This is a genomic window from Idiomarina sp. MD25a, from assembly GCF_001870515.1.
In the GTDB taxonomy this organism is placed as follows: domain Bacteria; phylum Pseudomonadota; class Gammaproteobacteria; order Enterobacterales; family Alteromonadaceae; genus Idiomarina.
Map to the genome: position 1 here is coordinate 630,691 of NZ_MDGT01000003.1, position 24,977 is coordinate 655,667.

Consider the following 24,977-nt stretch of genomic DNA (forward strand, 5'->3'; position numbering starts at 1 on the left):
GTCACAGAGTTTAACTAAGCGTCAACGACGCTCGATGCAAAGAAAGGGGAATGTTATGCCTTTATACGTAAATACCAATGTGAGCTCACTGAACGCTCAGCGTCAGTTGATTAACTCAGGTAACAACTTAGACCAAGCTTTTGAACGTCTATCATCTGGTTTTCGTATCAATAGTGCATCTGACGACGCTGCCGGTTTACAAATTTCAAACCGTCTTGAATCGCAGGTGATGGGTCTTAACCAAGGTAACCGTAACGCTAACGACGGTATCTCACTTGCACAAACCGCTGAGGGTGCATTGGACGAGGTTACTAATACGTTCCAGCGTGTACGTACTTTGGCACAGCAAGCGGCGAACGGTTCTAACACCGGTGAAGACCGCTTAGCGATTCAAGAAGAAATTCGCGTATTGATGAGCGAAGTTAACCGTATCGCAGAAGACACCACCTTTGGTGGCCAAAACCTGCTTGACGGTACTTACTCTGCAAGTTTCCAAGTTGGTGCCGACGCTAACCAAACCATCGACTTCACGATGCAGTCAGTGGGCGGAACCGCAAACAGCATTACCGCCGCCGGTGGTTTCTCATTGTCAGGTATCGCGAGCGTTGCTTCATCAGTGACTAATGACACGATTGCAGGTATCGCAGGAACCGCGATTGCAGCAGCAGCGACAAACGGCTCAACGTTTGCTGACTTGTTTACCGCAACAGGCATCTCTGTATCAACCCAAGACAACGCGCAAGCAGTGTTAGCGGGCATGGACTCACTGATTGCTGTAGTGGATAAGAAACGTGCAGAGCTCGGTGCGGTGCAAAACCGTTTCCAATCAACGATTCGTAACCAAGGTAACGTTTCGGAGAACTTGGAAGCTGCGAAATCACGTATCAAAGATGCTGACTTTGCTGCCGAAACTGCGAAACTGACTCAGTCTCAGATTCTCCAGCAGGCTTCACAGACTATTTTGGCGCAGGCCAATCAGCGTCCACAGGCGGCAATCCAGCTTCTGGGCTAATTGAATAAAATTTCATTTAATTACTAAGCTGTTGAAAAACCGAGCAATTTTGCTCGGTTTTTTGTTTAAAGATTATACAAAAGGGGCCGATATATTAAGTAAGCAAGAACGTATGTCACTGACCGGGTGTTTTGTGTAAGTGACACAGTGGATTTAACAAGAGGGGTGCATAACCATGCCTTTATATGTAAACACAAACATCAGCTCACTTAATGCTCAGCGTCAGTTAATCAACTCAGGTAATAAACTTGACCAAGCTTTCGAGCGTCTTTCATCAGGCTTCCGTATTAACAGTGCATCTGACGATGCGGCGGGTCTACAGATCTCTAACCGCTTAGGTTCTCAGATCATGGGTCTTAACCAAGGTAACCGGAACGCAAACGACGGTATCTCTTTGGCACAGACCGCTGAAGGTGCTTTGGACGAAGTAACAAACACGTTCCAACGTGTACGTACTTTGGCGCAACAAGCAGCCAACGGTTCAAACACCGGTGAAGACCGCTTGGCAATCCAGGAAGAAATTCGTGTATTGATGAGCGAAGTGAACCGTATCGCCAAAGATACTACCTTTGGTGGACAGAACTTGCTCGACGGAACTTACTCTGCGAGCTTCCAAGTAGGCGCGGACGCTAATCAAACCATCGACTTCACTATGCAGTCAGTGGGTGGCACTGCCAATAGTTTGACTGCTGCTGCTGGTTTTACTTTGTCAGGTATCGCATCAATTGCATCTGCTGTTACCGGTGATGCGTTGACATCAATCTACGGTACCGCAACGTTTACTGGTAGTACCAACGGCGCGACTGCACTTGATTTCGCTACCGTGTTCGTGGCTTCAACGCTTTCTGTGAGCACCCAGCAAGACGCGCAAGCAGTACTGGCGGGTATGGACTCATTGATTGCTGTAGTGGATAAGAAACGTGCCGAGTTGGGTGCGGTGCAAAACCGTTTCCAGTCAACGATTCGTAACCAAGGCAACGTTGCAGAAAACTTGGAAGCTGCGAAATCGCGTATTAAAGATGCCGACTTTGCTGCTGAGACGGCTAAATTGACACAGGCACAGATTTTGCAGCAGGCTTCGCAGACCATTTTGGCACAGGCGAACCAGCGTCCACAGGCTGCATTGCAGTTATTGGGATAATCGCTTTTGGCATAAAATTGCCGCTTTTAATCAAAGCCGGGGTCTTCCCCGGCTTTTTTTTGTTCTTTTTTTGGCTATTTACTAAAAAATCCCTAAAGTTTCATTCAGGGGTTGCCGATACCCTATACGGGAAGGTTTAAGTAACCGAAAATCAGAAGGGTAATGTTATGGCCGAATTTACAATGGACTTACGTGCGATGTCATCGCCAAGCGCGTCTGACGGTAGCACTCGGCTGAATTCTTCACAGCGAGAGCAAGTGATTGAGACGGTACAGGAAGTGCGTGACCGAACTCAACAGCAGACTGTTCAAGCAGAGCAACGTGCGAGCGAAGCACAAAGCGTTGACAAGGGTTCAGTTGCTGAAGTGGTAGAGAAGATCAATCAATCACCATCCATACGCAACACCAGTTTGCAGTTCGTATTTGATGAAAAAGGTGAGCCACCGGTGGTCAAGGTGATGGATCAAGAGAGTGGAGAGATGATACGCCAAATTCCATCGGAGTTGGCAGTAAAACTCTCTAAAGCTATAGAAGAATTGGCCGATAACCAAGACAGTCGGTCAGGAATTCTGTTCGATAAGCAAGTTTAAGGAGTACTGTCATGCCACTATTTACCTCCGCAGGCGTCGGTTCAGGGCTTGACCTCGAGTCGATTATTTCATCGACGTTGCAAGCCACTAACCAGCCAAAACAAGCGCAGTTCCAGAAGCTGGAATCGCGTTACGAAACCGAATTGTCGGCGCTCGGGGCGGTAAAGTCGGCACTTTCTAAGTTTGATGATGTGATCACCAAGCTCAGTGACAGTGACTTGTTTGATAAACGAGTAGCACAGCTGAAACAGCCCGAATCGGGTGACTTGATTCGCTTTTCGAGCAATGACGACTCGACCGGCGGTTCGTTTGAGGTCGAAGTTCAGCAGTTGGCCGAGGGCTCTCGTGCGGTCTCCGCAGATGGCACATTTACATCGGCCGATCAGGAGATTACCACGTCTGATAGCACGCTTTCGTTCAGTGCTGGTGATAAAAGTTTTGACTTAAATATTGCCGCTAACTCAACCCTGGAAGATATTCGCCAACAAATTAATGATTCGGCCGATAACTTCGGCGTCACTGCTAACATTATTAATACCGGTACCGAGGCAAAGTTGGTACTGACCTCGAATGAGTCCGGCGCGGGTAATGATTTAGTGGTGACCAATAACAATGCCGAGTTAGACGGTTTATCAACGCAAGCATTTGATGGCTCGGCGGGCGGTATGGCAATTGCCGCAGAAGATATGGCAAAGGATGCCCGCATCGTGATCGATGGTATTACCGCAACGAGCAGTAGCAATACGTTTACTGATGTGATTCAAGGTTCGACAATTACCGCGATTAAAGAAAGCGAAAATAACGAGACTGCACAGGTTAACATCCAGCGTGACCGTGAGGGTGTCAATAAACTCATTGATGAGTTCGTTTCCGCATATAATGGCGTGGTCAGTATTATGGACCAAGCGACAGCAACGAATGCGGTGTTGCAAGCCGACTCAACCATGCGCGGTTTACAAAACCAGATGGTCAACGTGTTGACTAGCAATGTTGAGGGCGCAGGCGACTTCTCGAGCTTATTCGATATCGGTTTGAGTCTTAACAAAGACGGAAAGCTTGAGAAAAACAACATTATTCGCAGCGTGAATGAAGCCATGGATCAAGACTTCAACGCCTTTGGTAAGATTTTCTCAAACGAAGGTGGCATCGCGAGTCGATTTGAAACCTTGATGAACAATTACATTGAATCGGATGGTGCGATCACGTTCCGCGAAAAGTCGTTGAACGAGAGTCTCGACAGACTCGAAGATGATCGCTTGGATCATCAGTATCGGATGGAACAACTTGAGGGCCGCTTACGTGAAAAGTATTCGGGTCTTGATGTGATGCTGGCGCAAATGCAGAGCACGCAGAACTACTTATCATCACAATTAGGCAACCTGCCTGGTTTTGGTGGTAAGGACTAAACTCAGATTTTAAGTTAGAGGTTATTAGCTATGAATAAGAAGCTAAAAGGTTACACGCAGGATTCATTACGCGCTCGCATCGCGGGCGCAGACCCTTATCAGCTTATCCAGATGCTGATGGCGGGTGCGATGGAAAACCTCAACTATGCAAAAGGCGCTATTGAGCGTAAAGACCTCGAGAAAAAGTCGGTACATATTTCTAAGAGTGCAGCAATTATCGAATCATTGCGTACGAGTCTTAACTTAGAAGTAGGCGGCGAAGTGGCAGATAACTTGAACCAATTGTATTTGTACATGGGGGAGACGCTGACTGACGCCACGCGAACCAACGATGTCGCCAAGCTCGAAGAAGTACGTTCATTGTTAGCGCAAATTAAGTCGTCATGGGACGCTATCACGCCGTCAGATCGCGATAGTGCGATGTCACAACTCGGCGGTTCTGCCGCTGTAGGCGCGTAATGGAACTGCCAGAGCGTCTGCAACAGTACCTATCTGCGCTCGCTGAGCAGCTCGATGCCGATACATCGGAAGAGCAAGCGAGTGCTGAGATTTTGCAACATATTCAATCTGAGGTGGGTGAGCAGCTTGCTTCAGATGAGCTCACCGATCAAGAAAAGGCCCAGTTGATTGAGGCAGTACAAAATGCCATTACCGACTTGCAGCACCATGCCCAATCACAACGGCAAAGTATCGACGAAGGATTGAAAAAGCTCAGCAAAGGGCGTAAATCCGTCAGTCGCTATAAACAAGTGCAGCCATAGACCGTATCTGCTTGAGCTAATGTTCACTCTCGGGCTATAGTGCTTTTATATCTCAATTAGAAAGCGCGATCATGGACAGTACACAGCAACAAATCAAAGACATGATGCAACAACTCAAAGATGCATCTGACCGCCAAATTGAACGCGAGCAAGTATTTGCCGAACACGCCGAACAGCGGTTTCGCGACAATCTCGCTGCCTTTCGCAAGTTTTATCCAAAAATCGCTGACAGCATTGAGGCGTTTAGCTCCGATAAGCCACTTGAGTTGTTCGTGACCGCTTCTGGTCAGGGCAATATCAAAGAACACGTGACTGGTTATCCGCTGTACGGAGATGATCCCATTGAGCAGGTGGCCCGTCAGGTCGAGGAGCAGCTTGCCAAGCCCATGGTAAACCACATCGACTTCGCTAAGTATGCTGAGGTGCCAGAGGATGATACCCGTGTCCATGCTCGCTACTTAAAAAAGCTGGGTGAGGCGGTTGCCGAAGCGGGAGCTGTAGAGAAGCTCGCGCCGTTGCCGGATCGCTTTCCTACCGCTGTCGTGTTCGGAGTCGGCTTGGGTTACCACATCCCGATGCTCATGGAGCGTGTTCAATTTGACTACATTTATTTAATTGAGCCGAGCTTTGAGAATTTCTACTGCAGTCTCTATTGCACTGATTGGCATAGTATTATTGAACAAGTGGATGAACAGCGGGGCGTGTTGACCTTTCAACTCGGTGCGTCCTATCAGACTTTTATCGATGATTTATACCGTGTGAGCCAAGATATTGGTGTGTTCTCGCTGACAAAGTGTTTTTGTTATCAGCATTACCCCTCAAAAGAAAACGCCACCCTATTACGTGAGTTTTTCATGCGACTATTTGAATTGCATGGTGGCTACGGTTTCTACAATGATGCGACAACAGCATTGGCGCATACAGTACAAAATGCGAAGCAGGGCATGAACCTACTTAAGCATAAAACGGAGGATAGCAACCGATATCGCGACTATCCCGTTTATGTCGTTGGCAATGGTCCGTCGCTTGATGAAAGTATTGAGTTCATTAAAGACACCCAAGAACACGCGCTTATTATCGCAGCGGGAACGGCGTTACAAACGCTGTTGAAACACGATATTGTGCCCGACTTTCATACGCTCGTTGAACGGCCCAAAAGCACCTACGATGTGCTACTCAAATCATTACCCAAAGAGACTTACAGCAAGCTCAACTTGCTGACCATGAACCTGATTTACCCGGATGTGGTGCCGCTGTATCAGTGGGTGGGTATGGCCGGTAAAGGTATTGATGCGAGCGGTGATTTGCTCAACTACGTGTTGCTCAATGAGGCTCAACAGGCACTGCGTTATTTACCGTTTTGTAACCCGTTGGTCGCCAACACCGCATTGTCTTATGCGGCACATATGGGCTTTAAAGAGATCTACATGTTTGGTGTTGATAATGGCTACTCGGCTGACGGTCGTCACCATTCAAAAGATTCTGCTTACTACCAGGGCGCGCTGAAAGATTGGAAACCACACGACGCACGGCACGAGTTAGCGGGTAACCTGGGTGGTACGGTCATGTCATCGAACTTCTTGGCGATGTCGTGCCAGCAAATGGGGCGTTTGTTGGGCTTACCGAAATTTGCCGATATTCACTGCTATAACGTCGGCGAGGGCGCTAAGGTCAACCATGCATTGCCACTTAAGCCTGAGCACGTGCTACCAGAACCACAACAGCATGATAAGTCGCAGGTGGTGGATTACATCAAGGATGAGTTATTTAATCACTTCCAGTTTGAGCATTTCGAGCGTTATATGGCGTTCGATCGTTACGACGAAATCTGCGACCATTTGATTGCTATTAGTGAAGAGCCCATCACTAACCGCGCTGAGGCGCTGGATAACCTGCGCCGACAAGCGCGCTACTTATATAGTCATCGGCAAACGCGTTACTCACATCTGCATTATGTGTTAGAGGGCGAGATGCTGTATTTTCAGTGCCCATTAGTGGTATTGCTTTACAACGCCAATGACGAAGCTCAGTGCTTAACTCACTTTAAAAAGGCGCTCGATGTTTGGCGTCGGTTTATAGTGGAAGCGCGGGAAGATCTCAAAACGGCGTGGCTGGAGAAGTGTACACGAGGCTATAAACCTAAGGTGCGTAAAAATTTCCGAGTTGATGAGCAACAACCCAGCACTTAGCTGGGTTGTTGTCTAAGTTTACAGTAAAAACAGACCGTGAATTTCGGACAGTTTAGAAGGCAATTGTAAAAACCGGGATACTTTGGTCTCTGGGTCAAAAATGACTACGCCGGTATCTATCGAAATATTTTTTGACACACCGACATTCTTAGAGAAGTTGCGGTTACGGCTTTGACCGACAAAGAACAAGTGACCATTAAAGGCAAGCCCGCGCGTAAAGGCAGCAAACTCGCCTATCACCGATGCGTTGTTTTGACGCAAACCACCACGCAGAGAGTCGAGCACAGTGAGGCAGCCGTCGATAAACTGAATGTTGTGCGGCATCCATAAATCGCGGATAGGCGTTCCAATGCGCTCGCCCGTGACAATATCAAACTCAATGACTGCACCATCAAAGATATCGCGTTTCCAATTGCCAGTTTCGGAAAACATGGAGACATATAAGCTATCACCGACGATGCAACAGTCATTGGTATGATGAAAGGGCCCCTCATCGCGGCCTGCTTTTACGGATAATGGAATTTTGCGTTGTAGGGTTAAATCCCGGTCGTAAACCAAAACCGCATCTAACAAGCTACAGGCAATAAAAAAGCACTGGCTAGCTGCGTGATACGCGATCCCGTGGCCACGACTTTTGGTCGGTAAGGGTTGGTTTCGAATAACATTAAAGTCACGATCGAGCTGCAAAATGCCGCGTTCGTCGTCGACTGTGTAAAGATGATTATCAACTTCGATGATACAGTGGCAGCATCCCGATAGTACTTTTTTATAGTGCCACTCAGTCCCCTTAACGTCGAGTTGGTAAAGACCACCGCCTGCTTCTGGATCGTCTGAGGGTTGTGCGCCTGAGCTGACTAACAGTTGGCATTGAATCGTTTCGAGCTCATCAATGATGCGCAAGTCATTCAAAACGGGGCTGACGATAAAATCCTTTTGTGCGGTTAACCCCATGTCACTGAGTTGCTCGGATACTTCCGCAAATGAGGTTGTACAAATAATCACGTAGCGATCAGTGTATTCCTTTTGAAATAACTCGGGGCTGATGATGGGGTGACCCTCCTGTTCGCCTCCCCACATATTAGCGCTGTTATCGCATATGACGATGTCACTATCGGGTAAACGACGTATCGTTTTGGTGCAGATATTGCCCGCCCCCCATAGGGCGATTGGACGCTGACCCGCATGGCGAGAGATATCGGCAAAACGACTGAATGGAATTGATGTCTTCATGCAGGCTCCTTGCGTAAGTATTTTGCCCACTCTGATTCAGGTAAATACACCTTGCCGTAAGCTGAACTACCGCCCCAGAGGTTATATTTATGCCACTGTCCATCTTCTATCCACCAAACGCGCGGGTCTCTAAAGCCATCTGCAATGCGCCAGAATTCATCCTCGGTCATGTCGACATAGTCAAGCCAGTAATACAAGTCGGATGACACCACATGATCATATTTGCGTACCATCTCGATACCTTCATCACGGGTCATATAGCCTGTGCGAATATCCTTTGATGCGTGGTCGGTGGCGCGCCCATAACCAAATTTGACGAATTTGAGTAGATCATGGATACCATTTTCGTATCGGTCGTCGAGGTTCGACATCTTGCGATACGTGCGTTCAAACGGTTCTTCTTTCTCTTTCCAGCCGTACTGATCTTTTACCAGTTGCGTATGCGCATTGGGATCCCATTTAAAGAAGTTGCCCACATAAATGCCGCGAACGCCGACCTCAAGAATTTCCTCATCCGATGGATACTTAGCCCAGTTAAGATCTTTACTGCTCAGCGGGTCTTGTTCATCGTCGAGAAAGTCATACCATTCATAACCACGCAGTGCGTTGTCATGGCGCATTTGTGCGCTGAATTCGACAAAGTCGTCAGGATCGTACATGCCTGAAATATCCCATGCGGTCTCGCCCCAAATAATTAATGGGATCTTGTAACGCACAGCGACCTGAATAGGCACCGTGAAAATGCCGCAGTGGGCGTGCCAGTTCATATCACCCATCATTTTAAAGCCCAACCGGTTCATCTTTTTCAAAACCGATACGCTGGGGCCGACCATCAAGTGATCGGCGTCGAATACGTGACGCATGCGGTCACGATTATAGTCGCCTTCGGGTAAGTAATTGTTGCCATGATAGGTGACGAGTAGGGGTTTTAAGCCATATTCCGTCGCCATTTTATGGATTTGATAGTAACTATCTTTGCCACCACTGACCGGTATCAAACAGTCATAGTCGCCTTCATTCTGACTTTTGATACTTTCGACCAAGCGTTCAAAGCGTTTTTTGCGACGCGCCCAGTGATCATCCGATAACTGTTCGAATTGTTCTGCAACACGGCACGCCGAACAGACATTATCCTCATCTAATGTCATATTAACCGCGTGGGCGGGTGCTACACAGACTTTGCAGTAATTTGCCTCATTAACCATGGTTCACTCACTTAGTTATAAAAGGTTGTAACTCTGGCTTACGAACGGCGAAGCCACTTTCAAATAAATGTTTTTTTGCTAAATACACGCTTTGATCGCGGTAATGAAATAGGTTTGCGGCCGCCACGGCAGATGCTTGGGTATCGCTTAATACATCTTCAAAATCAAACCACTCCCCTGCGCCACCGAGCGCAATCACAGGAATGCTGAGTGCTTGCGTCACCTCTGCGATAAGGTCAATGTTGTAACCTGTTTGCTGTCCGTCGGCATCAATGTCGTTTAACAGCACTTCACCGCAGCCGAGTTGTTCAGCACGTTTTGCCCAATTGAGCGTGGTGCATTCAGTGCTCGTTTGACCGCCGTGGATAAATGCAATCGCCTGACCATCAACGCGCTTACTATCAATTGAAGCGACAATGCACTGTGAGCCAAATTCCTTGGCTGCTTCTTCGACGAGGTCAGGAGCCTCTGCCAGCAGTGTGTTGACTGAGACTTTATCAGCGCCCCATTGCAAACGTTTTTCAATATCTAATAATGTGCGAATTCCGCCACCCACGGTCATGGGCATGAAGGCTGATTGTGACATCTCGCGCACGATAGCCTCGATGGAAGTGGGGTTGCCATGCCGTAAATCGTCACGCTTAGCATCGTATTGGCCGTCTCGAGTAATATCGAGATAAATCAGTTCGTCTGCACCCCATTCGCTCATCCGACGCACCGCCCAGATAGCATTACCGATATTTTGGTACTTACTGAATTTTTTACTTTGTACCAAGTAGCCGTTGCGTAACAATAAAACGGGAATGATACGTTTCTTAAGCATCGGTACGGTACTCCAAAAAGCGACTCAATAAAGTGCGGCCAGCCGTTTGGCTTTTTTCTGGGTGAAACTGCACCGCAAATAAATTACCCCGTTCAACGGCGGCGACGAATTGTGAGCCATAGTCGCTGTGTGCGCTCGCATCAGCACTTTTAGCCAAAGCAAAGCTATGCACAAAGTAAAACTCTTTGGGCTCAGCAAAAGCCGGTGCAAACCACGAATCTTCGGCAAAGTGAACAGTATTCCAGCCGATATGAGGCAGGTGTAAACCGTGACTCTCGAGTCGCTCAACCGTCCCATTTAACCAACCGAGCCCGGCCGTTTTGCCACCTTCGGTTCCGGCATCGCAGAGCACTTGAAGGCCCACGCAAATACCCATCAGCGGCTTTTTGTCGATCTTGACTTGTTGCTCAATTAATTCGAGTGGCAGGCGCTCACGCATTTTCTGTAGCGAGCGGTCGAAAGCACCCACGCCGGGTAAGATTAAATGAGTCGCGGATTCGATAGCTTCAGGCGCGTTAGAAACCGTAACCTCATCGCATAATGTGCGACAAATATTAGCAACGGAGCCTACGTTACCTGAGCCATAATTCAATATACAAATTGAAGTCGGCTCACTCAAAGATTGCTCTCCCTGGTTGACGTTAATTAACGTATATAAGATATTTTAAGTATTCGTTCAAAAGAACGTTAATTCAAAATAATATTGATTCATAAGAATAAGTGCTCAAAGCTGTAAGCAAGGATAGTGCCAATAGAATGTCGGGTTTTTGACATGGCGTGAGATTTGCATGGGGACGGTATCGGTTCACTACCCAGCTTAAACACTAAGGGCGGAGCATGTTTAATAATAAAACCATTTTGATTACCGGTGGCACTGGGTCCTTTGGTCATAAGTTTATTCCTATGACATTGGAAAAGTATAACCCCAAGAAAATTATCGTTTTTTCTAGAGATGAAATGAAGCAATGGGAAATGGCTAAGTTGTTTCCCAATGACGATAGGTTGCGGTTTTTTATCGGTGACGTGCGTGACCGTGACCGTCTCTATCGCGCATTAGACGGTGTTGATTATGTTGTGCATGCTGCCGCCACCAAGATTGTGCCCACCGCCGAATACAATCCATTTGAGTGTATCAAGACTAATGTTAATGGTGCGATGAACCTCATTGATGCATGTATCGATAAAAAGGTTAAAGGATGTGTTGCGTTATCTACCGATAAAGCGAGTAGTCCGGTGAATTTGTATGGTGCTTCGAAGTTGGCATCGGACAAGTTGTTTGTTTCCGGTAACGCCTATGCCGGGGGACACGAAACGCATTTTTCTGTCGTGCGGTATGGGAATGTGATGGGTTCTCGCGGCTCGGTGATTCCTTTCTTCATGTCCATTCGCGATCAAGGCAAACTGCCTATTACCGACGAACGCATGACCCGTTTTATGATTTCGCTAGAGCAGGGCGTTGAGCTCGTGTGGCACGCATTTGAAGATATGATTGGTGGCGAGATTTACGTTAAGAAAATACCGTCAATGAAAGTCACTGATTTAGCACGGGTGGTTGCGCCAGAAGCTGAGCTCGAGATGGTGGGGGTGCGGCCTGGTGAAAAACTACATGAACAAATGATAGGGTTTGAGGATGCGCCTTATACTTATGAGTATCCGGAACATTTCAAAATCCTACCGGCGATTAATGATTGGCACAAAGATCCTCGGCGTATCAAAGATGGTGTTAAAGTGGCTGAGAACTTTGTCTACTCGAGTGACAACAACGCCGAGTGGATGACCGACAGCGAGCTACAAGCATGGCTTGAGCAAAACGCGCAGAGTATAGGGCGCATTTAATGATTCCATACGGACGACAGGATATTACCCAAGCGGATATCGACGCTGTAACCAAGGTGTTGCAGTCAGATTTTTTGACTCAGGGTCCCAAGGTTCCTGAGTTCGAAGCCGCACTTGCAGCGCAGGTTGGAGCGCAGTTTGGTGTTGCAGTCAACAGCGCCACCTCTGCACTTCATATTGCTTGTATGGCGTTGGATTTAGGCCCCGGTGATAGGCTGTGGACAACGCCGGTAACCTTTGTCGCTTCGGCAAACTGTGGCCGCTATTGCGGTGCTGAAGTCGACTTTGTCGACATCGATCCTAATACTTATAATCTCTCGGTTTCAGCCCTAGCTGCGAAGTTAGAGACTGCCGCGCAAACGCATACGTTACCGAAAGTGCTCGTCGTCGTTCACTTATCAGGCCAGCCGTGTGAAATGCAGGCCATCCGTAACCTAACCGCAGAGTACGGCATAGCGATTATCGAAGATGCATCCCATGCTGTGGGCGGGCGTTATCAAGATGAGCCTATCGGCAATAGCCGATACAGTGACATCACGGTATTCAGTTTTCATCCCGTTAAAATTATTACGTCTGCCGAGGGCGGTATGGCGCTCACAAATGATGAGCAACTGGCCGAGCGCATGCGTTTGGCGCGCAGTCATGGTATTACGCGTGATCCTGAACAGATGACTCAAACACCTGATGGCGACTGGTATTATCAACAATTAAGCTTGGGCTACAACTACCGGATGACTGAACTGCAAGCGGCCCTGGGGCTGAGCCAGCTACAACGCTTGCAAGCATTTGTTGCGGCTCGTCATCGTGTTGCAGCGCACTATAACGAGCAATTGGCGGATTTACCGATACGGCTGCCTTGGCAGCACCCCGATAGTTACTCGGGTTATCATCTGTATATTATTCGGTTAGAGACCGACAAGTTGACTAAAAGCCATGCCCAAGTGTTCAGTGAGCTCAGAGCAAAAGGCATCGGTGTTAACTTGCACTACATTCCGGTACATACTCAACCTTACTATCAACAACGAGGCTTTAAGCCTGACCAGTTCCCGCAAGCGATGGCTTACTATCGGGAGGCGATTAGCATTCCGATGTTTGCTAGTTTAACTGAAAGCGAGCAGCAACAGGTTATTGCGACTTTGCGTGAGGTCTTAACATGAGTGTGCTGATGGTGATTCCTGCGCGCGGCGGAAGTAAACGTATTCCACGTAAAAATATAAAACCGTTTGCGGGCAAGCCGATGTTGCAATGGTCTGTGGAAGCAGCGCGCGAGGCACAATGTTTTAATCATATTGTCGTCTCTACCGACGATGATGAGATCGCCGAAGTCGCGCGTATTGCGGGCGCTCAAGTGCCGTTTATGCGACCGAATGACTTAGCAGATGATTACACTCCGACCATACCGGTTATTCGCCATGCCATAGAAACCTATGAGGCAGAGCATGGCCGCGTTGACTACGTGTGCTGTCTGTATGCCACAGCCCCCTTTGTTGAGGCCGATGATCTGGCAGCCAGCTTTGCTGAACTTGCTCATGCGAAGGTGCCACTCGACTTTGTCGTTTCGGGTACCGAGTTCAGCTTTCCGATTCAACGCGCCGTACGCATCAACGATGAGGGGTTAGTCGAGATGTTCATGCCTGAGCATGCGAGTACACGTTCTCAAGATCTGCCGAAAGCATGGCATGATGCCGGTCAGTTCTATTGGGGACAGCGTGACGCTTGGTTTTCTCAAGACAGCTTTTTTACGGCGCGCACACGATTATTTCCGCTACCCAGCTTTCGAGTGCAAGACATCGACACGCCCGATGATTGGTTGCGTGCAGAATGGATGAAAAAGGCGATGCAAAAGCCATGAAGCGTGCTGTTATCCGTGCCGATGCAGGGATCAATATCGGTAGCGGTCATGTGATGCGTTGCTTAACCCTCGCCGATGCGTTGGCATCTGAGGGGTTCGACATTTGCTTTATTTGCCGACCGCAAACCGGTGATTTGATTACCCTGATTTCCGACCGAGGCTACCGAGTCGAGGCTTTGTCGACTCAGTCGGAGACGCCTGATAGCCACCTAGCTCATAGTGCATGGTTGTATGGTGGTCATGTTTTAGACGCACAAGAAACTCAGGTAATTATTGACCGCGAACAGCCGACACTATTGGTGGTTGATCATTACGGCATTGACCAGCGTTGGTTTGACGCGTTAACGCAGTGCCCGTCTCTTGTAATCGCGCTCGATGATCTGGCTGACCGGAAATTGCCATGTGATTTACTGGTCGACCCAACAGTAGGGCGAAGCACCGATAAGTACAAAAAGCTGCTACCAACTCAGGCAGAAGCCCTGGTGGGCGCAAAATATTGTTTACTACGCAATGAGTTTTTGCAGTGGCGAGAACCCAGTCTTCAGCGACGCCAGCGTGTGACCGATATTGAGCGTATTGTAGTCAGTCTTGGCGGCGTCGATGCCACCAATGTGACCGCAACGGTGCTCACTGAACTTGAGCGCTCTAATTTAGCATCAGGCTGTCAGATTGATATATTAGTCGGCAGCGCTTATCCGCATATACAAGCTTTGCAGCGACAGATTAATCAAAGTCGTTTTAGTGTGTCGGTTGCTGTCGCGGTAAACAATGTCGCGGAGCGTTTAGCACACGCAGATTTGGCGATAGGCGCCGCGGGTAGCAGTGCATGGGAACGATGTTGCTTGGGTGTTCCGACATTGATGTGCGTATTAGCCGAAAACCAAGCCGCCATTGCCGCCGTACTTGAAGACCGCCAAGCGGCGATTTTAGTGCATTGCCGAGGCAGTGTTGAGGTTGGTCGTCCCTTGCAAAGTGTCTTGGTACATTACATTGAACAGCCTCACTATTTGGCGCTGTTATCACAGAATGCGGCTAATCTAGTCGATGGTCGCGGTACGGTCCGTGTCATTGAGGCAATCAAGGGGGTATTATGACGCAAGCACTGCAAGTGAGTGTACTTTGTTCCGATCCTAATCATCCTATCCAACCACTGTTGCAGGACTGGAAAATCAAGCAACAAGAAGACGGGCATCAGGTTGAGATTGTTGAGCGTGCAAAGCACCTTCGCGGTGGCGATATATTGTTGCTGATTTCCTGTGCGGAAAAAATTACCGCAGATGTGCGTTCTGGCTATCAGCGAAGTTTGGTCATTCATGCCAGTGATTTACCTAAAGGACGTGGCTGGAGCCCCCACATTTGGGGTCTACTAGAAGGCAAAGACCAACTGACTGTTACCTTGCTCGATGCGGCCGAAGGTATTGACGAGGGTGCCATCTATAAACAACTGCAACTCCCCGTGACTAAAGATGCACTTTGGGATGAAATCAATGCAGCGTTGTTTAGTATGGAATTAGTGCTGATGGATTGGGCGGTGGCCCATGTTTTAGCAACACAACCGCAACCGCAAACAGAACAGCAGGCGACCTATTACCCCAAACGCACGCCTTCAGACAGTCAGTTAGATGCCGATAAAAGCATAGCAGCGCAGTGGGACCTGATTCGGGTGTGCGATCCCAACCGCTATCCAGCGTGGTTCTCCTTGCATGGGCACCAGTATAAAGTGATCGTGGAGAAGATGGATGACAAATAGCATTGAGATTGATGGACGTCGTATTGGCGACGATGCGCCACCTTATATTATTGCTGAAATGTCAGCAAACCATAATGGAGATATCCAACAGGCCTTCAAAATTATCGAAGCGGCAAAAGCGGCTGGCGCCGACGCGCTTAAAATACAGACCTACCGCCCTGATACCATTACGTTAGATTCGTCTAAACCTGACTTTTGTATCAATGAGGGCTTATGGGAAGGGCGTACACTATATGAACTCTATGAGTGGGCGCATACCCCTTGGGAATGGCATGAGGCCTTATTTGCTCATGCAAAGAAGGTTGGCATTACGCTATTTAGTTCGCCTTTCGATCCAACCGCAGTCGATTTGCTGGAGTCACTTGGCGCCCCCGCCTACAAGATTGCCTCGTTTGAAGCGGTCGATATTCCGCTTATTGAGTACGTCGCTAAAACGGGTAAGCCGATGATTATTTCGACCGGCATGGCAGACGCTGAAGAAATTCAAGATGCGATAGATGCTGCTCTTCGGGCGGGCTGTAAAGAACTCGCGGTGTTGCACTGTGTAAGTGGCTATCCCGCGCCTGCCGCAGATTATAATTTATCGACGCTGGTTGATATGAAGCAGCGCTTTGGCCAGTTGACCGGATTATCCGACCATACATTAGATAACACCACCGCGATTTGTAGTGTGGCTCTGGGTGCCGCATTAATTGAAAAACACTTCACGCTCGACCGCGAGGGGGGCGGGCCTGATGATAGTTTCTCGTTAGAACCAAATGAACTCGCCGCTTTGTGTCGCGATAGCAAAACAGCTTGGGAGGCACTCGGAAAGGTTGATTACGGGCGCAAATCCAGTGAGCAAGATAATTTGAAATTCCGTCGTTCGTTGTATTTTGTTAAAGAGCTTGCGGCAGGTGAATTGATTACTGCGGAACATGTACGAAGTGTACGCCCTGGCTATGGGCTCGCACCTAAACACATCAAAGAGGTCATTGGTAAGCGTGCAACGCGAGACCTTGAGGCGAATACTCGCGTTGCACCTGATGACTTTACTTAATGTGCTGTTTCACGAACTTAATAGCGCGTGTGTATGCATCTTTTCGGTTTGGGTTACTATCTAGTTGGTGAGTACCTTCTTCAAGTAGCAGTAACTCGACCGGCAAGTTATATTTTTGTGCGGCTTTGTAAAACTGTTTCGACTGGTCATCGGGGACAACAACATCGCCGGTACCGTGAATTAATAGCGTGGGGCGTTTAAGCATACCGATATTATTAACCGGCGAAATCGATGCTAAGTGCGCTTTGCCTTTCTCACTATCGCGGTCGCCAACCATAATATTATCGACCATTTCGGCCGTTTCACTGGCTCGGGTATCTTCTAAAATCGCATTAATATCACTCACACCGGCGATAGAGACATAGCAATTAAATTGCGTGGGTGTATTAGTCGCTGCAAACAGCGACACATAGCCACCGTACGACCAACCCACAACGCAACTTTTATCTGTATTGGCGAGTTGTTGCTCTTTGACCCAAGCAACACCATCCATTACGTCCTTTTGCATGCGCTGGCCCCACTCACCATAGCCCTGGGCCTCATAGTTTGAGCCAAAGCCGCTCGAGCCACGGAAGTTAACTTGTAATACCGCGTAGCCTGCGTTAACAAACATATGTTCTAGGGGCGAGAAAACCTGAGTGTCGCGTGACCAAGGGCCGCCATGGGGCATTACTACTAGCGGGCGCTCTGAATCACCACCATTAATCAAATAGCCACTAAGCTCAAAATCGTCACTTGCTTTAAAGGCAATTGGCTGTTTAGCAGGGAACGTCTTGTTCTCTAGTGTAGGTTGCAATGCCATCCACAGCCCACCCGCTTTGTTCGCCAAATCAACAAAGTAGAATCTTGATGGAGCAGACGCTGAAAAGGTTTTAACTAATAGCTTGTTAACAGACTCATCGTAACCAATGATAATTGGATTCATGCCTTTAAAGGTATTTTCGATGAGTGCTTGGCGTTGTTTAAACGCTGGGGCAACAAACGAAACTTCAGGCATATCTGCAATATAGCGAAACCCAACGACTTGACCGTTGTGCTCATGAATACCTTGTACATCAAATTGCTCGTTCTGAAAGAGCGGTGTGACCCAGTCATTGGAATCTAGCGAATAGCGCCACACTTGTTGCTTATCACCTTTCTGGTAGGTTTTCACAATCAACGTGTTATTCGTAGGCTCATATAGGACAGGCGTGAAACTATCTTCTTCAAAGGCTGTATATGAGCCTATTTCTTTCCATTCAGAACTGTCTTCAAGCCATAAATAAAATGTTCTTTCAAGATCTTCTACAGTGACGCCAACGATCGACTGTCCAGTTGAATCTCCGATAAAGTAACTTGGCTTTTGTAAACTTGGGGCATATTTTTCTGAAGCGCCACTATATACATTGATTTTATAGACTGAAGGGAAATAATTATCTCGTTCGCTTACTTGTTGCAGCAAAATATGTTCTGGATCGTTCGGCAGCATCGATACGATTTGATCGCCACTAAAAAGCCAAGACCAATCTTTCCCATCGGACAATTTTCGCAGTTTAATTTCTTTTAACTCGCCGCCATCTTTGTTTACGGCATACAACTGTCCAACACGACGTGAGCTACCGTACATATGTTCCGGGTAATCTGCACTCACTAACAAGCGCTCATTGTTGACCCAACGCAACTTAACGATTCGCTCTGATTTATTCTGCAGTTTGAGGATTGTGGTTAATTCTACTTTACCAAACGGAGATATAACGACTTGTTGTGTTGCACCATCAGAATTATAAACGGCAGCGATGAGTTCGCCATTAGGAGAAACCGTAGGTTTTTCCACAATATCAAGCTGACTAAAAGCACTGCTGGGCAGTGAGTCTGTTTGAGCGAAGCCCGTTGTAGAGAATGTAAGAAATAATGCAATGAGAGTTATTATTATTTTATTCATGGAGAGTTACGTGCTTTTTGTTAAAAAAATGGATCCTAACAGGGAAATTGAGTTTAGACGAATACTATAGAATTGTTAAAAGTGGCAAGCAGGACGTACACGCTGAACTTGCCATCTTCAATTAGAAGGGTTACAAAGTGCTATCGTCGCAACGCGCCTTTTGTCGAGCTGGCGTATCTACTACTTCTTCCGTCACCAGTTTTCCGGTTGCTTTGTTTGTAACTGCTTGCTCATTGGCTGCGTCAACAATCCAAACCGTTGCTGTTCCTGCGTCCGAGTCGCGACTGTATCTGAATTCGTAAATATTACCAGGTTCAAAGTTACCTTTGAGTTTAAAGAATTGCTCTAGCGGACCACCCGGTACATATTTTTTGATAAATGCGTAACGAGCGACAACGGTCTGTTCGCCTGCCTCGAAATCACGAGCCGTAACAAAGTCGGTTTCACGACCTCGGTAACAATAGTTGTAAATTATATGGCTAGCTTGAATCGACTTATCTTGAAAATTGCGAAGTTTGAACTGGTTATTATCAGCGAGCGAACTGCTACAAGCTGTTAAGCCAACCAAAAAAGCAGCGCTTAATACACCTTGTACGAGTTGAGTAGAGCGCATAATTTTCCCCTTTTTTCAAAAATATGCACTTAGAATATAATTTATGTAATATTTAAATGAAAACAAATTGAGAAATATATGCGTTTTACTTGTAACAAAATGTAACCGAGATAAATTTTAGACACAAAAAAACCGGCTCAATAAGCCGGTTTTTTGAACACTGCAACGTGTCAATTAAAGCGCTTGGATCTTAGCGTTCAAACGGCTCTTATGACGTGCCGCTTTGTTCTTGCTGATCAAGCCTTTAGTTGCGTAACGGTCCAATAATGGGGTTACTGTGGTTAAAGCTGAGGTTGCAGCTTCTTTATCTTTGCTTTCAATGGCTGCGTTTACACGTTTAAGGTAAGTACGCATCATTGAACGGCGGCTTGCATTATGGCGGCGATTTTTCTCGGCTTGAATCGCACGCTTTTTAGCAGACTTAATGTTAGCCAAGGTGAACTCCTAAAATTCGTTAACAGAACGCTTCTTTATAAAGGTCGTGGATTATGCCTAATCTGGCGGAAATGTCAACACCTATTCTAGGTTACTTGTTTAATTTTGCACTGCATCAAAGCGGACAGCTCATTATATACAAGGCTTGCCAAAAAGAAATTTTTATTCAATATTGTTAACAGCGTGCAACATTTAAGGATGAGTTATGTCTGAATCGCTCCGAGTAGAGAAGATTCGTGAGTTTGGACTCTATATAGGACAAGAGGACCCTCAGTTAAATGGGTTAATGAAGGCGCTTGCAGCCTGGTTAGATGTGCCTATGGCATTCGTCAGTATCGTCGACAATGACACCCAGTTTTTTAAGGCGAAGACAGGCTTTGACGGGGAGCAAATCGATCCTGAGCCTTCGTTTTGTAATTACGTCGTGAACAACGAAGAGCAATTGCTAATAAACGATGCGCTTAAAAGTAAACAATTTAAAGACAACCCTTATGTCATCGACGCACCTAATGTCCGGTTTTACGCCGGGGTTCCACTTAAGCTCGACGATGTGACGGTGGGAACGGTATGCGTGCTCGATACACAGCCGCATAACTTTACTGATAAAGAACTCGAGAGCCTGTCGCATGTCAGCGAGCATGTCAGTGAATACCTAACCTTATCTTTAAAGCACCAACAGTTAGTGCAAGAACGCTCATTTATCGATGACACGCCTGCTGCGCTCATTAAATGGCGTTATAACATGGCACTGGACCTGCAGTATGTCTCGGCAAATATGTCGACGTTGTTCAATATTCCCAGTGATCAACTCCTTGATGGCTCAAAAAGCTTTGAAGACTTTCTCGATGATAAAGGTCGCAAGGAGCTCAACTTTTTACTCAGTAACCATCTGGCTGGAGTCGCAACGAGTGAAGCCCAGTTTCGTCTAGTCCCAGCCAAAGGTCCAGAACGCTGGGTCAAGCTGTTATCAAAAAGCTTTTATGATCCCGAGGGACGACTTGAAAATATCCACGCTATGCTGATTGATAACACCGCTAACCGCTACTTTGAACGGCGGTTGAATGAGGCGAACCAGCAAATGCGTTTGGTCTTGGAGGCATCAGGGTTGGGTACCTGGGATTGGAACGTGCCAACCGATACCAATAAAGTGAATCAGCGTTGGTGTGAGTTACTCGGGATTGAGTACGCTAACTTCGACCCGTCTCTGTATTTCTGGGAGAGCCTTGTTCATCCTGCCGATTTAAAACGGGTTGAGCAAGAGTTACAAGCCCATATGGTGGGCGACACGCCTGCTTTCTCTACCATTTATCGCATGCGTCATGCGCAAGGTTATTGGGTTTGGATAGAAACCTATGGACGTGTGGTAGAGCGCGATTCGGAAGGTAAAGCACTACGCTTAACGGGGACGCACCGCGACATTACTGAAAAGAAAGAGGCCGAGCTGCTCGATACTAAGCAGCGACAACTATTAAGCTTTATCAACAAAGCACAGGCGCTCTACTTAAATGACAAAGATCTCTCTAAAGCCTGCCAAGACATTTTACCGGAGCTGATTGAGATTGCCGACAGCCAGTTTGCCTTTATCGGCGAGATGCAAAAGCGCAATGGTAAAGATGTGTTGTATATCCATGCGATATCGGAGCTCTCATGGAACGAACAAAGCTCAGAGCTGTATAAAGCGTATCTGCGCGGCGAACTATTCTTCGAGAGTTTAAACAATTTATTTGGTCGCACCATTACCTCCAACGAAGTCGTACTGACCAACGAACCAAGCCAACACGCTGCTTCTAAAGGCACACCGAGTGGCCATCCCCGTATTATGCGATTCTTAGGTTTACCGATTCGTTTACAAGGTAATGTGGTTGGCATGATAGGTCTTGCTAACAAGCTCAATGATTATGAGCAAAGTGACGCGACTTTTTTGCAGCCCTTGTTAGACGCGCTGGGAGCACTGTTTTATGCAGTTCAATTGGACAAAGCACGTATCGATGCTGAGCGACGTCTAAAAAATATGGCGATGACAGACGCGCTAACTGGGATACCTAATCGTCGTGCATTTATTGAGCGTTGCCAATTGTTAAATGACGAGGGTGGCGCACGCAGTGTTGCCATTCTTGATATCGACCACTTTAAACGTGTCAATGACACCTTTGGTCATGCTGCCGGCGATGCGGTGATCAAGCATTTAGCAGAGTCGCTAGCGCGCAGCATTCGTTCCGACGATATGGTCGCGCGGTTAGGCGGTGAAGAGTTTGCACTTATTCTTAATAGCGATGCAAAAGATAAGGCGCATCAACGCTTGGAGGCGTTGCGACAAGAGATAGAACAATCTCAGGTCACTTTTGATGGTGAGCAAATAGGCTACACCATTAGTATCGGGGCACTGTTTATAGCTGAGGATGAGTCTGCAAACAGTGATCTCGAACAAGCGGTACTGGATCATGCTGATAAAGCACTGTATGACGCCAAAAAATCTGGCCGTAATCGTGTTGTATGGGGCACCTAGGGCGCGTTACGTAAAGCATGCGTAGCGCATAGCGAGCGCTTGGTATACACTGACGTTTTTCAATCCGCAGCCCGTGTACAGGAGAGCCCGTGTCCAAAGCGTTGTTACGTTCCGGATTCATAGTCAGTGCCATGACCTTGATATCACGTGTATTAGGATTGGTACGTGATGTTGTGATTGCCAACCTGATGGGGGCTGGCGCGGCAGCGGATGTGTTCTTTTTTGCGAATAAAATTCCCAACTTTTTACGTCGGCTGTTTGCTGAAGGCGCCTTTGCTCAGGCGTTCGTTCCCGTGCTTACCGAATACAAGCAGGGGCAGCCATTGGAGCAGCAACGGCTCCTGATAGCCCGGGTATCGGGCACGCTGGGCACTATCGTAACGATTGTCACTTTAGTGGGTATGCTTGCTTCACCGGTAGTGGCAGCACTTTTTGGTACAGGCTGGTTCCTAGACTGGTGGAACGACGGACCGCAAGGTGAAAAGTTTGTACTGGCAAGTGACTTGTTGCGTATCACTTTTCCTTATTTATGGTTTATCACCTTTACCGCAATGGCGGGCGCTATTCTCAATACGTTGGGTAAGTTTGCTGTCGCGGCATTTACGCCTGTTTTCCTCAATATTGCGATTATTGCAGCCGCGATTTGGCTGGCGCCTAACCTTGAGCAACCTGAATTCGGTCTAGCTTGGGGGGTATTTTTTGGTGGTTTAATCCAGTTTTTATTTCAAATTCCGTTCTTGAAGCGTGCTGGTTTGTTAACACGTCCACGTTGGGGCTGGCATGACACTGGGGTTACGCGCATTCGCAAATTAATGTTGCCGGCGATATTTGGTGTTTCTGTCAGTCAAATCAACTTATTACTCGATACTCTGATTGCCAGCTTTTTAATGACCGGCTCAATTAGTTGGCTTTATTACTCGGACCGTTTGCTTGAGTTTCCGCTTGGACTATTTGGTATTGCCATCGCCACGGTCATTTTGCCGGCGCTGTCCTCGCGACATGTCGATAAGTCGAGCGAAAACTTCGCCGCTACGCTCGACTGGGGTTTGCGCATGGTGCTGTTACTTGGTCTCCCAGCAATGGCTGGACTGTTCTTTTTAGCCGAGCCCATGCTGATGGTGCTGTTCATGCACGGTGCCTTTACCCCAGCAGATGCCGAGATGGCGTCGTATAGTTTAATGGCATACTCAGCGGGGTTGTTGAGCTTTATGTTAGTTAAGGTGCTGGCGACCGGTTTTTACTCGCGACAAGACACTAAGCGACCCGTTAAGTTTGGCATTATTGCGATGGTCGCAAATATGGTGCTCAACATAGCATTTGCAATTCCCTACAGTTATGTGGGGCTTGCCATGGCGACCGCGGCATCCGCTGCGCTGAATGCGATCATGCTAGGCGTGACGTTGTACCGCGAACGGGTGTTGGTTATTCAGCCTGGTACCTGGGCATTTGTAGCGCGTGTGCTCATCGCTGTAGTGGCAATGGTCGCCGTTGTTTTATGGGTGACGCCCTCGGTACAACAATGGCGCGAAATGTCGCTTGTTGCACGGCCATGGCAATTGGCACAAATTATTGGTGTTGGTGCGGGGGCGTATCTGCTGGTGTTGTTAGGCAGTGGATTAAGACCACGCCATTTGCGCGCGCAAGAATACTGATTCTGAGCGCAGCATCGGTTATAATCTCACCCGAGTTATTTTTATACATTTAATTAGTGGTACTTTGTTCGGCTATGGAACTCATTCGCGGCATACACAATTTGCGCTCAGAACATCATGGATGCGTGCTTACTATCGGCAACTTCGATGGCGTACATCTTGGCCATCAGGCGGTGTTGGCGCAAGTCAAAGCAAAAGCCAGTGCGCTTGGTGTGCCGGCAGCCGTAATGACATTTGAACCGCAGCCGCAAGAAATTTTCCAGCCCGAAAAAGCACCCGCGCGTCTGACTAACTGGCGTGAAAAATATCTCGCTTTGCGAGATGAGGCGATTGACCGCCATGTAGTGATCGAATTTAACCGTAAGTTTGCCAGTCAGCCTCCTATCGAGTTTATCGAAAATGTATTAGTTGAAAAGTTGGGCGTGAAATTTTTAGTGGTGGGTGATGATTTTCGCTTTGGTTACAAGCGTGAAGGGGACTTTGCGCTATTGCAACGCGAGGGTAAACGGCTCGGTTTTGAAGTCGTCGATACGCGCAGCTACCGTCAGCAGCAACAGCGGGTCAGCAGTACTGCGATCCGAGCGGCACTTGCCGAGGGCGACTTTGAGCGCGCCGAGAGTATGTTGGGGCGTCCGTATCAAATGATGGGCAAAGTCGTGCATGGTCGTAAAAATGGCCGTACCATTGGCTTCCCCACGGCTAATATCCCATTAAAGCGGCTAAAAAGCCCGCTACACGGCGTATTCGCGGTAAAAATCAATGTCGGCCGCGCCGAAGACACGTACCATGGTGTCGCCAATCTAGGCACGCGGCCTACGTTGAATGGCGATGAAGTCCAATTGGAAGTGCATTTATTTGATTTTTCAGGCAACCTGTACGGTCAGCACGCAACCGTGACGCCGGTCGCCAAATTAAGATCCGAGCAGCGTTTTGCTTCGCTCGAACATTTAAAACAGCAAATAGAGAAAGATGCCGCTCGTGCCCGAGTACTTTTAAGTTGATCGGCCACGATAGTC

The 24,977-nt window shown here is 47.7% G+C and carries 23 protein-coding genes; 16 read left to right on the forward strand and 7 right to left on the reverse strand.

The genetic code is table 11. The features are described 5' to 3' along the window. The first annotated feature begins 55 nt into the window (after nucleotides 1-55). The 7 genes from BFR57_RS07005 (at nucleotide 56) to BFR57_RS07035 (ending at nucleotide 7,099) form a co-directional block, all read left to right on the forward strand. A complete protein-coding gene (locus tag BFR57_RS07005) occupies nucleotides 56-1,012 on the forward strand; it encodes a flagellin (protein ID WP_071463285.1) in 957 nt (318 codons plus the stop codon). 175 nt (nucleotides 1,013-1,187) lie between these two features. Then, nucleotides 1,188-2,153, forward strand: a complete 966-nt coding sequence (locus BFR57_RS07010; protein WP_071463286.1) for a flagellin — start codon at nucleotides 1,188-1,190, stop codon at nucleotides 2,151-2,153. Between the two features lie 167 nt (nucleotides 2,154-2,320). After that, a complete protein-coding gene (locus BFR57_RS07015) occupies nucleotides 2,321-2,743 on the forward strand; it encodes a flagellar protein FlaG (RefSeq protein ID WP_071463287.1) in 423 nt (140 codons plus the stop codon). A gap of 11 nt (nucleotides 2,744-2,754) precedes the next feature. Then, nucleotides 2,755-4,149 carry a flagellar filament capping protein FliD gene (fliD, locus tag BFR57_RS07020; RefSeq protein ID WP_071463288.1) on the forward strand — a complete coding sequence of 465 codons (1,395 nt, stop codon included), beginning with the start codon at nucleotides 2,755-2,757 and terminating at the stop codon, nucleotides 4,147-4,149. A 30-nt stretch (nucleotides 4,150-4,179) separates the two neighbouring features. Further along, the gene (fliS, locus tag BFR57_RS07025) at nucleotides 4,180-4,608 is read left to right on the forward strand and encodes a flagellar export chaperone FliS (RefSeq protein WP_071463289.1); all 429 of its coding nucleotides are present in this window, start codon (nucleotides 4,180-4,182) and stop codon (nucleotides 4,606-4,608) included. Continuing rightward, the gene (locus BFR57_RS07030) at nucleotides 4,608-4,910 is read left to right on the forward strand and encodes a hypothetical protein (protein ID WP_071463290.1); all 303 of its coding nucleotides are present in this window, start codon (nucleotides 4,608-4,610) and stop codon (nucleotides 4,908-4,910) included. The genes fliS and BFR57_RS07030 overlap by 1 nt, the downstream gene beginning before the upstream one ends. Nucleotides 4,911-4,981: 71 nt before the next feature. Then, nucleotides 4,982-7,099, forward strand: a complete 2,118-nt coding sequence (locus BFR57_RS07035; RefSeq protein ID WP_071463291.1) for a 6-hydroxymethylpterin diphosphokinase MptE-like protein — start codon at nucleotides 4,982-4,984, stop codon at nucleotides 7,097-7,099. A gap of 18 nt (nucleotides 7,100-7,117) precedes the next feature. On the opposite strand, the gene BFR57_RS07040 is transcribed toward BFR57_RS07035, so the two are convergent. From BFR57_RS07040 to hisH, 4 genes are read right to left on the reverse strand one after another with little or no spacing between them, the layout of a single operon-like run. Further along, entirely contained in the window at nucleotides 7,118-8,329 is a 1,212-nt protein-coding gene (locus BFR57_RS07040) for a DUF4915 domain-containing protein (RefSeq protein ID WP_071463292.1), read from the reverse strand. Continuing rightward, a complete protein-coding gene (locus tag BFR57_RS07045) occupies nucleotides 8,326-9,534 on the reverse strand; it encodes an N-acetyl sugar amidotransferase (RefSeq protein WP_071463293.1) in 1,209 nt (402 codons plus the stop codon). The genes BFR57_RS07040 and BFR57_RS07045 overlap by 4 nt, the downstream gene beginning before the upstream one ends. 7 nt (nucleotides 9,535-9,541) lie before the next feature. After that, nucleotides 9,542-10,357: an imidazole glycerol phosphate synthase subunit HisF gene (hisF, locus tag BFR57_RS07050; RefSeq protein WP_071463294.1), complete on the reverse strand. Its 816-nt coding sequence runs from the start codon at nucleotides 10,355-10,357 to the stop codon at nucleotides 9,542-9,544. Next, entirely contained in the window at nucleotides 10,350-10,976 is a 627-nt protein-coding gene (gene hisH / locus BFR57_RS07055) for an imidazole glycerol phosphate synthase subunit HisH (protein WP_071463295.1), read from the reverse strand. Before hisH ends, hisF begins: the two co-directional genes overlap by 8 nt. 218 nt (nucleotides 10,977-11,194) lie before the next feature. Here hisH and pseB point away from each other — a divergent pair, with 218 nt between their 5' ends. The 6 genes from pseB to pseI are packed head-to-tail and all read left to right on the forward strand — an operon-like array spanning nucleotide 11,195 to nucleotide 16,834. Then, complete coding sequence (gene pseB / locus BFR57_RS07060; protein WP_071463296.1) at nucleotides 11,195-12,193, forward strand: UDP-N-acetylglucosamine 4,6-dehydratase (inverting); 999 nt, start codon at nucleotides 11,195-11,197, stop codon at nucleotides 12,191-12,193. Beyond that, nucleotides 12,193-13,350 carry a UDP-4-amino-4,6-dideoxy-N-acetyl-beta-L-altrosamine transaminase gene (pseC, locus tag BFR57_RS07065; RefSeq protein WP_071463297.1) on the forward strand — a complete coding sequence of 386 codons (1,158 nt, stop codon included), beginning with the start codon at nucleotides 12,193-12,195 and terminating at the stop codon, nucleotides 13,348-13,350. Before pseB ends, pseC begins: the two co-directional genes overlap by 1 nt. Beyond that, entirely contained in the window at nucleotides 13,347-14,045 is a 699-nt protein-coding gene (gene pseF / locus BFR57_RS07070; RefSeq protein ID WP_071463298.1) for a pseudaminic acid cytidylyltransferase, read from the forward strand. The genes pseC and pseF overlap by 4 nt, the downstream gene beginning before the upstream one ends. After that, complete coding sequence (pseG, locus tag BFR57_RS07075; RefSeq protein ID WP_083405077.1) at nucleotides 14,015-15,139, forward strand: UDP-2,4-diacetamido-2,4,6-trideoxy-beta-L-altropyranose hydrolase; 1,125 nt, start codon at nucleotides 14,015-14,017, stop codon at nucleotides 15,137-15,139. The genes pseF and pseG overlap by 31 nt, the downstream gene beginning before the upstream one ends. Then, entirely contained in the window at nucleotides 15,136-15,795 is a 660-nt protein-coding gene (locus tag BFR57_RS07080; RefSeq protein ID WP_216096903.1) for a formyltransferase family protein, read from the forward strand. The genes pseG and BFR57_RS07080 overlap by 4 nt, the downstream gene beginning before the upstream one ends. After that, entirely contained in the window at nucleotides 15,785-16,834 is a 1,050-nt protein-coding gene (gene pseI, locus BFR57_RS07085; RefSeq protein WP_071463300.1) for a pseudaminic acid synthase, read from the forward strand. The genes BFR57_RS07080 and pseI overlap by 11 nt, the downstream gene beginning before the upstream one ends. On the opposite strand, the gene BFR57_RS07090 is transcribed toward pseI, so the two are convergent. The 3 genes from BFR57_RS07090 to rpsT form a co-directional block, all read right to left on the reverse strand. Then, nucleotides 16,827-18,755, reverse strand: a complete 1,929-nt coding sequence (locus tag BFR57_RS07090; RefSeq protein WP_071463301.1) for an alpha/beta fold hydrolase — start codon at nucleotides 18,753-18,755, stop codon at nucleotides 16,827-16,829. The two genes, pseI and BFR57_RS07090, sit on opposite strands and share 8 nt — an antisense overlap. A gap of 130 nt (nucleotides 18,756-18,885) precedes the next feature. Next, entirely contained in the window at nucleotides 18,886-19,368 is a 483-nt protein-coding gene (locus BFR57_RS07095; protein ID WP_071463302.1) for a hypothetical protein, read from the reverse strand. 174 nt (nucleotides 19,369-19,542) lie between these two features. Next, on the reverse strand, nucleotides 19,543-19,803 hold the full coding sequence (rpsT, locus tag BFR57_RS07100) for a 30S ribosomal protein S20 (RefSeq protein ID WP_071463303.1): 261 nt from the start codon (nucleotides 19,801-19,803) through the stop codon (nucleotides 19,543-19,545). Nucleotides 19,804-20,008: 205 nt separating this feature from the next. Here rpsT and BFR57_RS07105 point away from each other — a divergent pair, with 205 nt between their 5' ends. The 3 genes from BFR57_RS07105 (at nucleotide 20,009) to ribF (ending at nucleotide 24,962) form a co-directional block, all read left to right on the forward strand. Continuing rightward, nucleotides 20,009-22,309, forward strand: coding sequence for a diguanylate cyclase (locus BFR57_RS07105; RefSeq protein ID WP_071463304.1), 2,301 nt, complete (start codon nucleotides 20,009-20,011; stop codon nucleotides 22,307-22,309). An 89-nt stretch (nucleotides 22,310-22,398) separates the two neighbouring features. Beyond that, on the forward strand, nucleotides 22,399-23,961 hold the full coding sequence (gene murJ, locus BFR57_RS07110) for a murein biosynthesis integral membrane protein MurJ (protein WP_071463305.1): 1,563 nt from the start codon (nucleotides 22,399-22,401) through the stop codon (nucleotides 23,959-23,961). A gap of 74 nt (nucleotides 23,962-24,035) precedes the next feature. Continuing rightward, nucleotides 24,036-24,962 (forward strand): bifunctional riboflavin kinase/FAD synthetase, encoded by a 927-nt coding sequence (gene ribF, locus BFR57_RS07115; RefSeq protein ID WP_071463306.1) that lies wholly within the window; start codon nucleotides 24,036-24,038, stop codon nucleotides 24,960-24,962. Nucleotides 24,963-24,977: the final 15 nt, after the last annotated feature.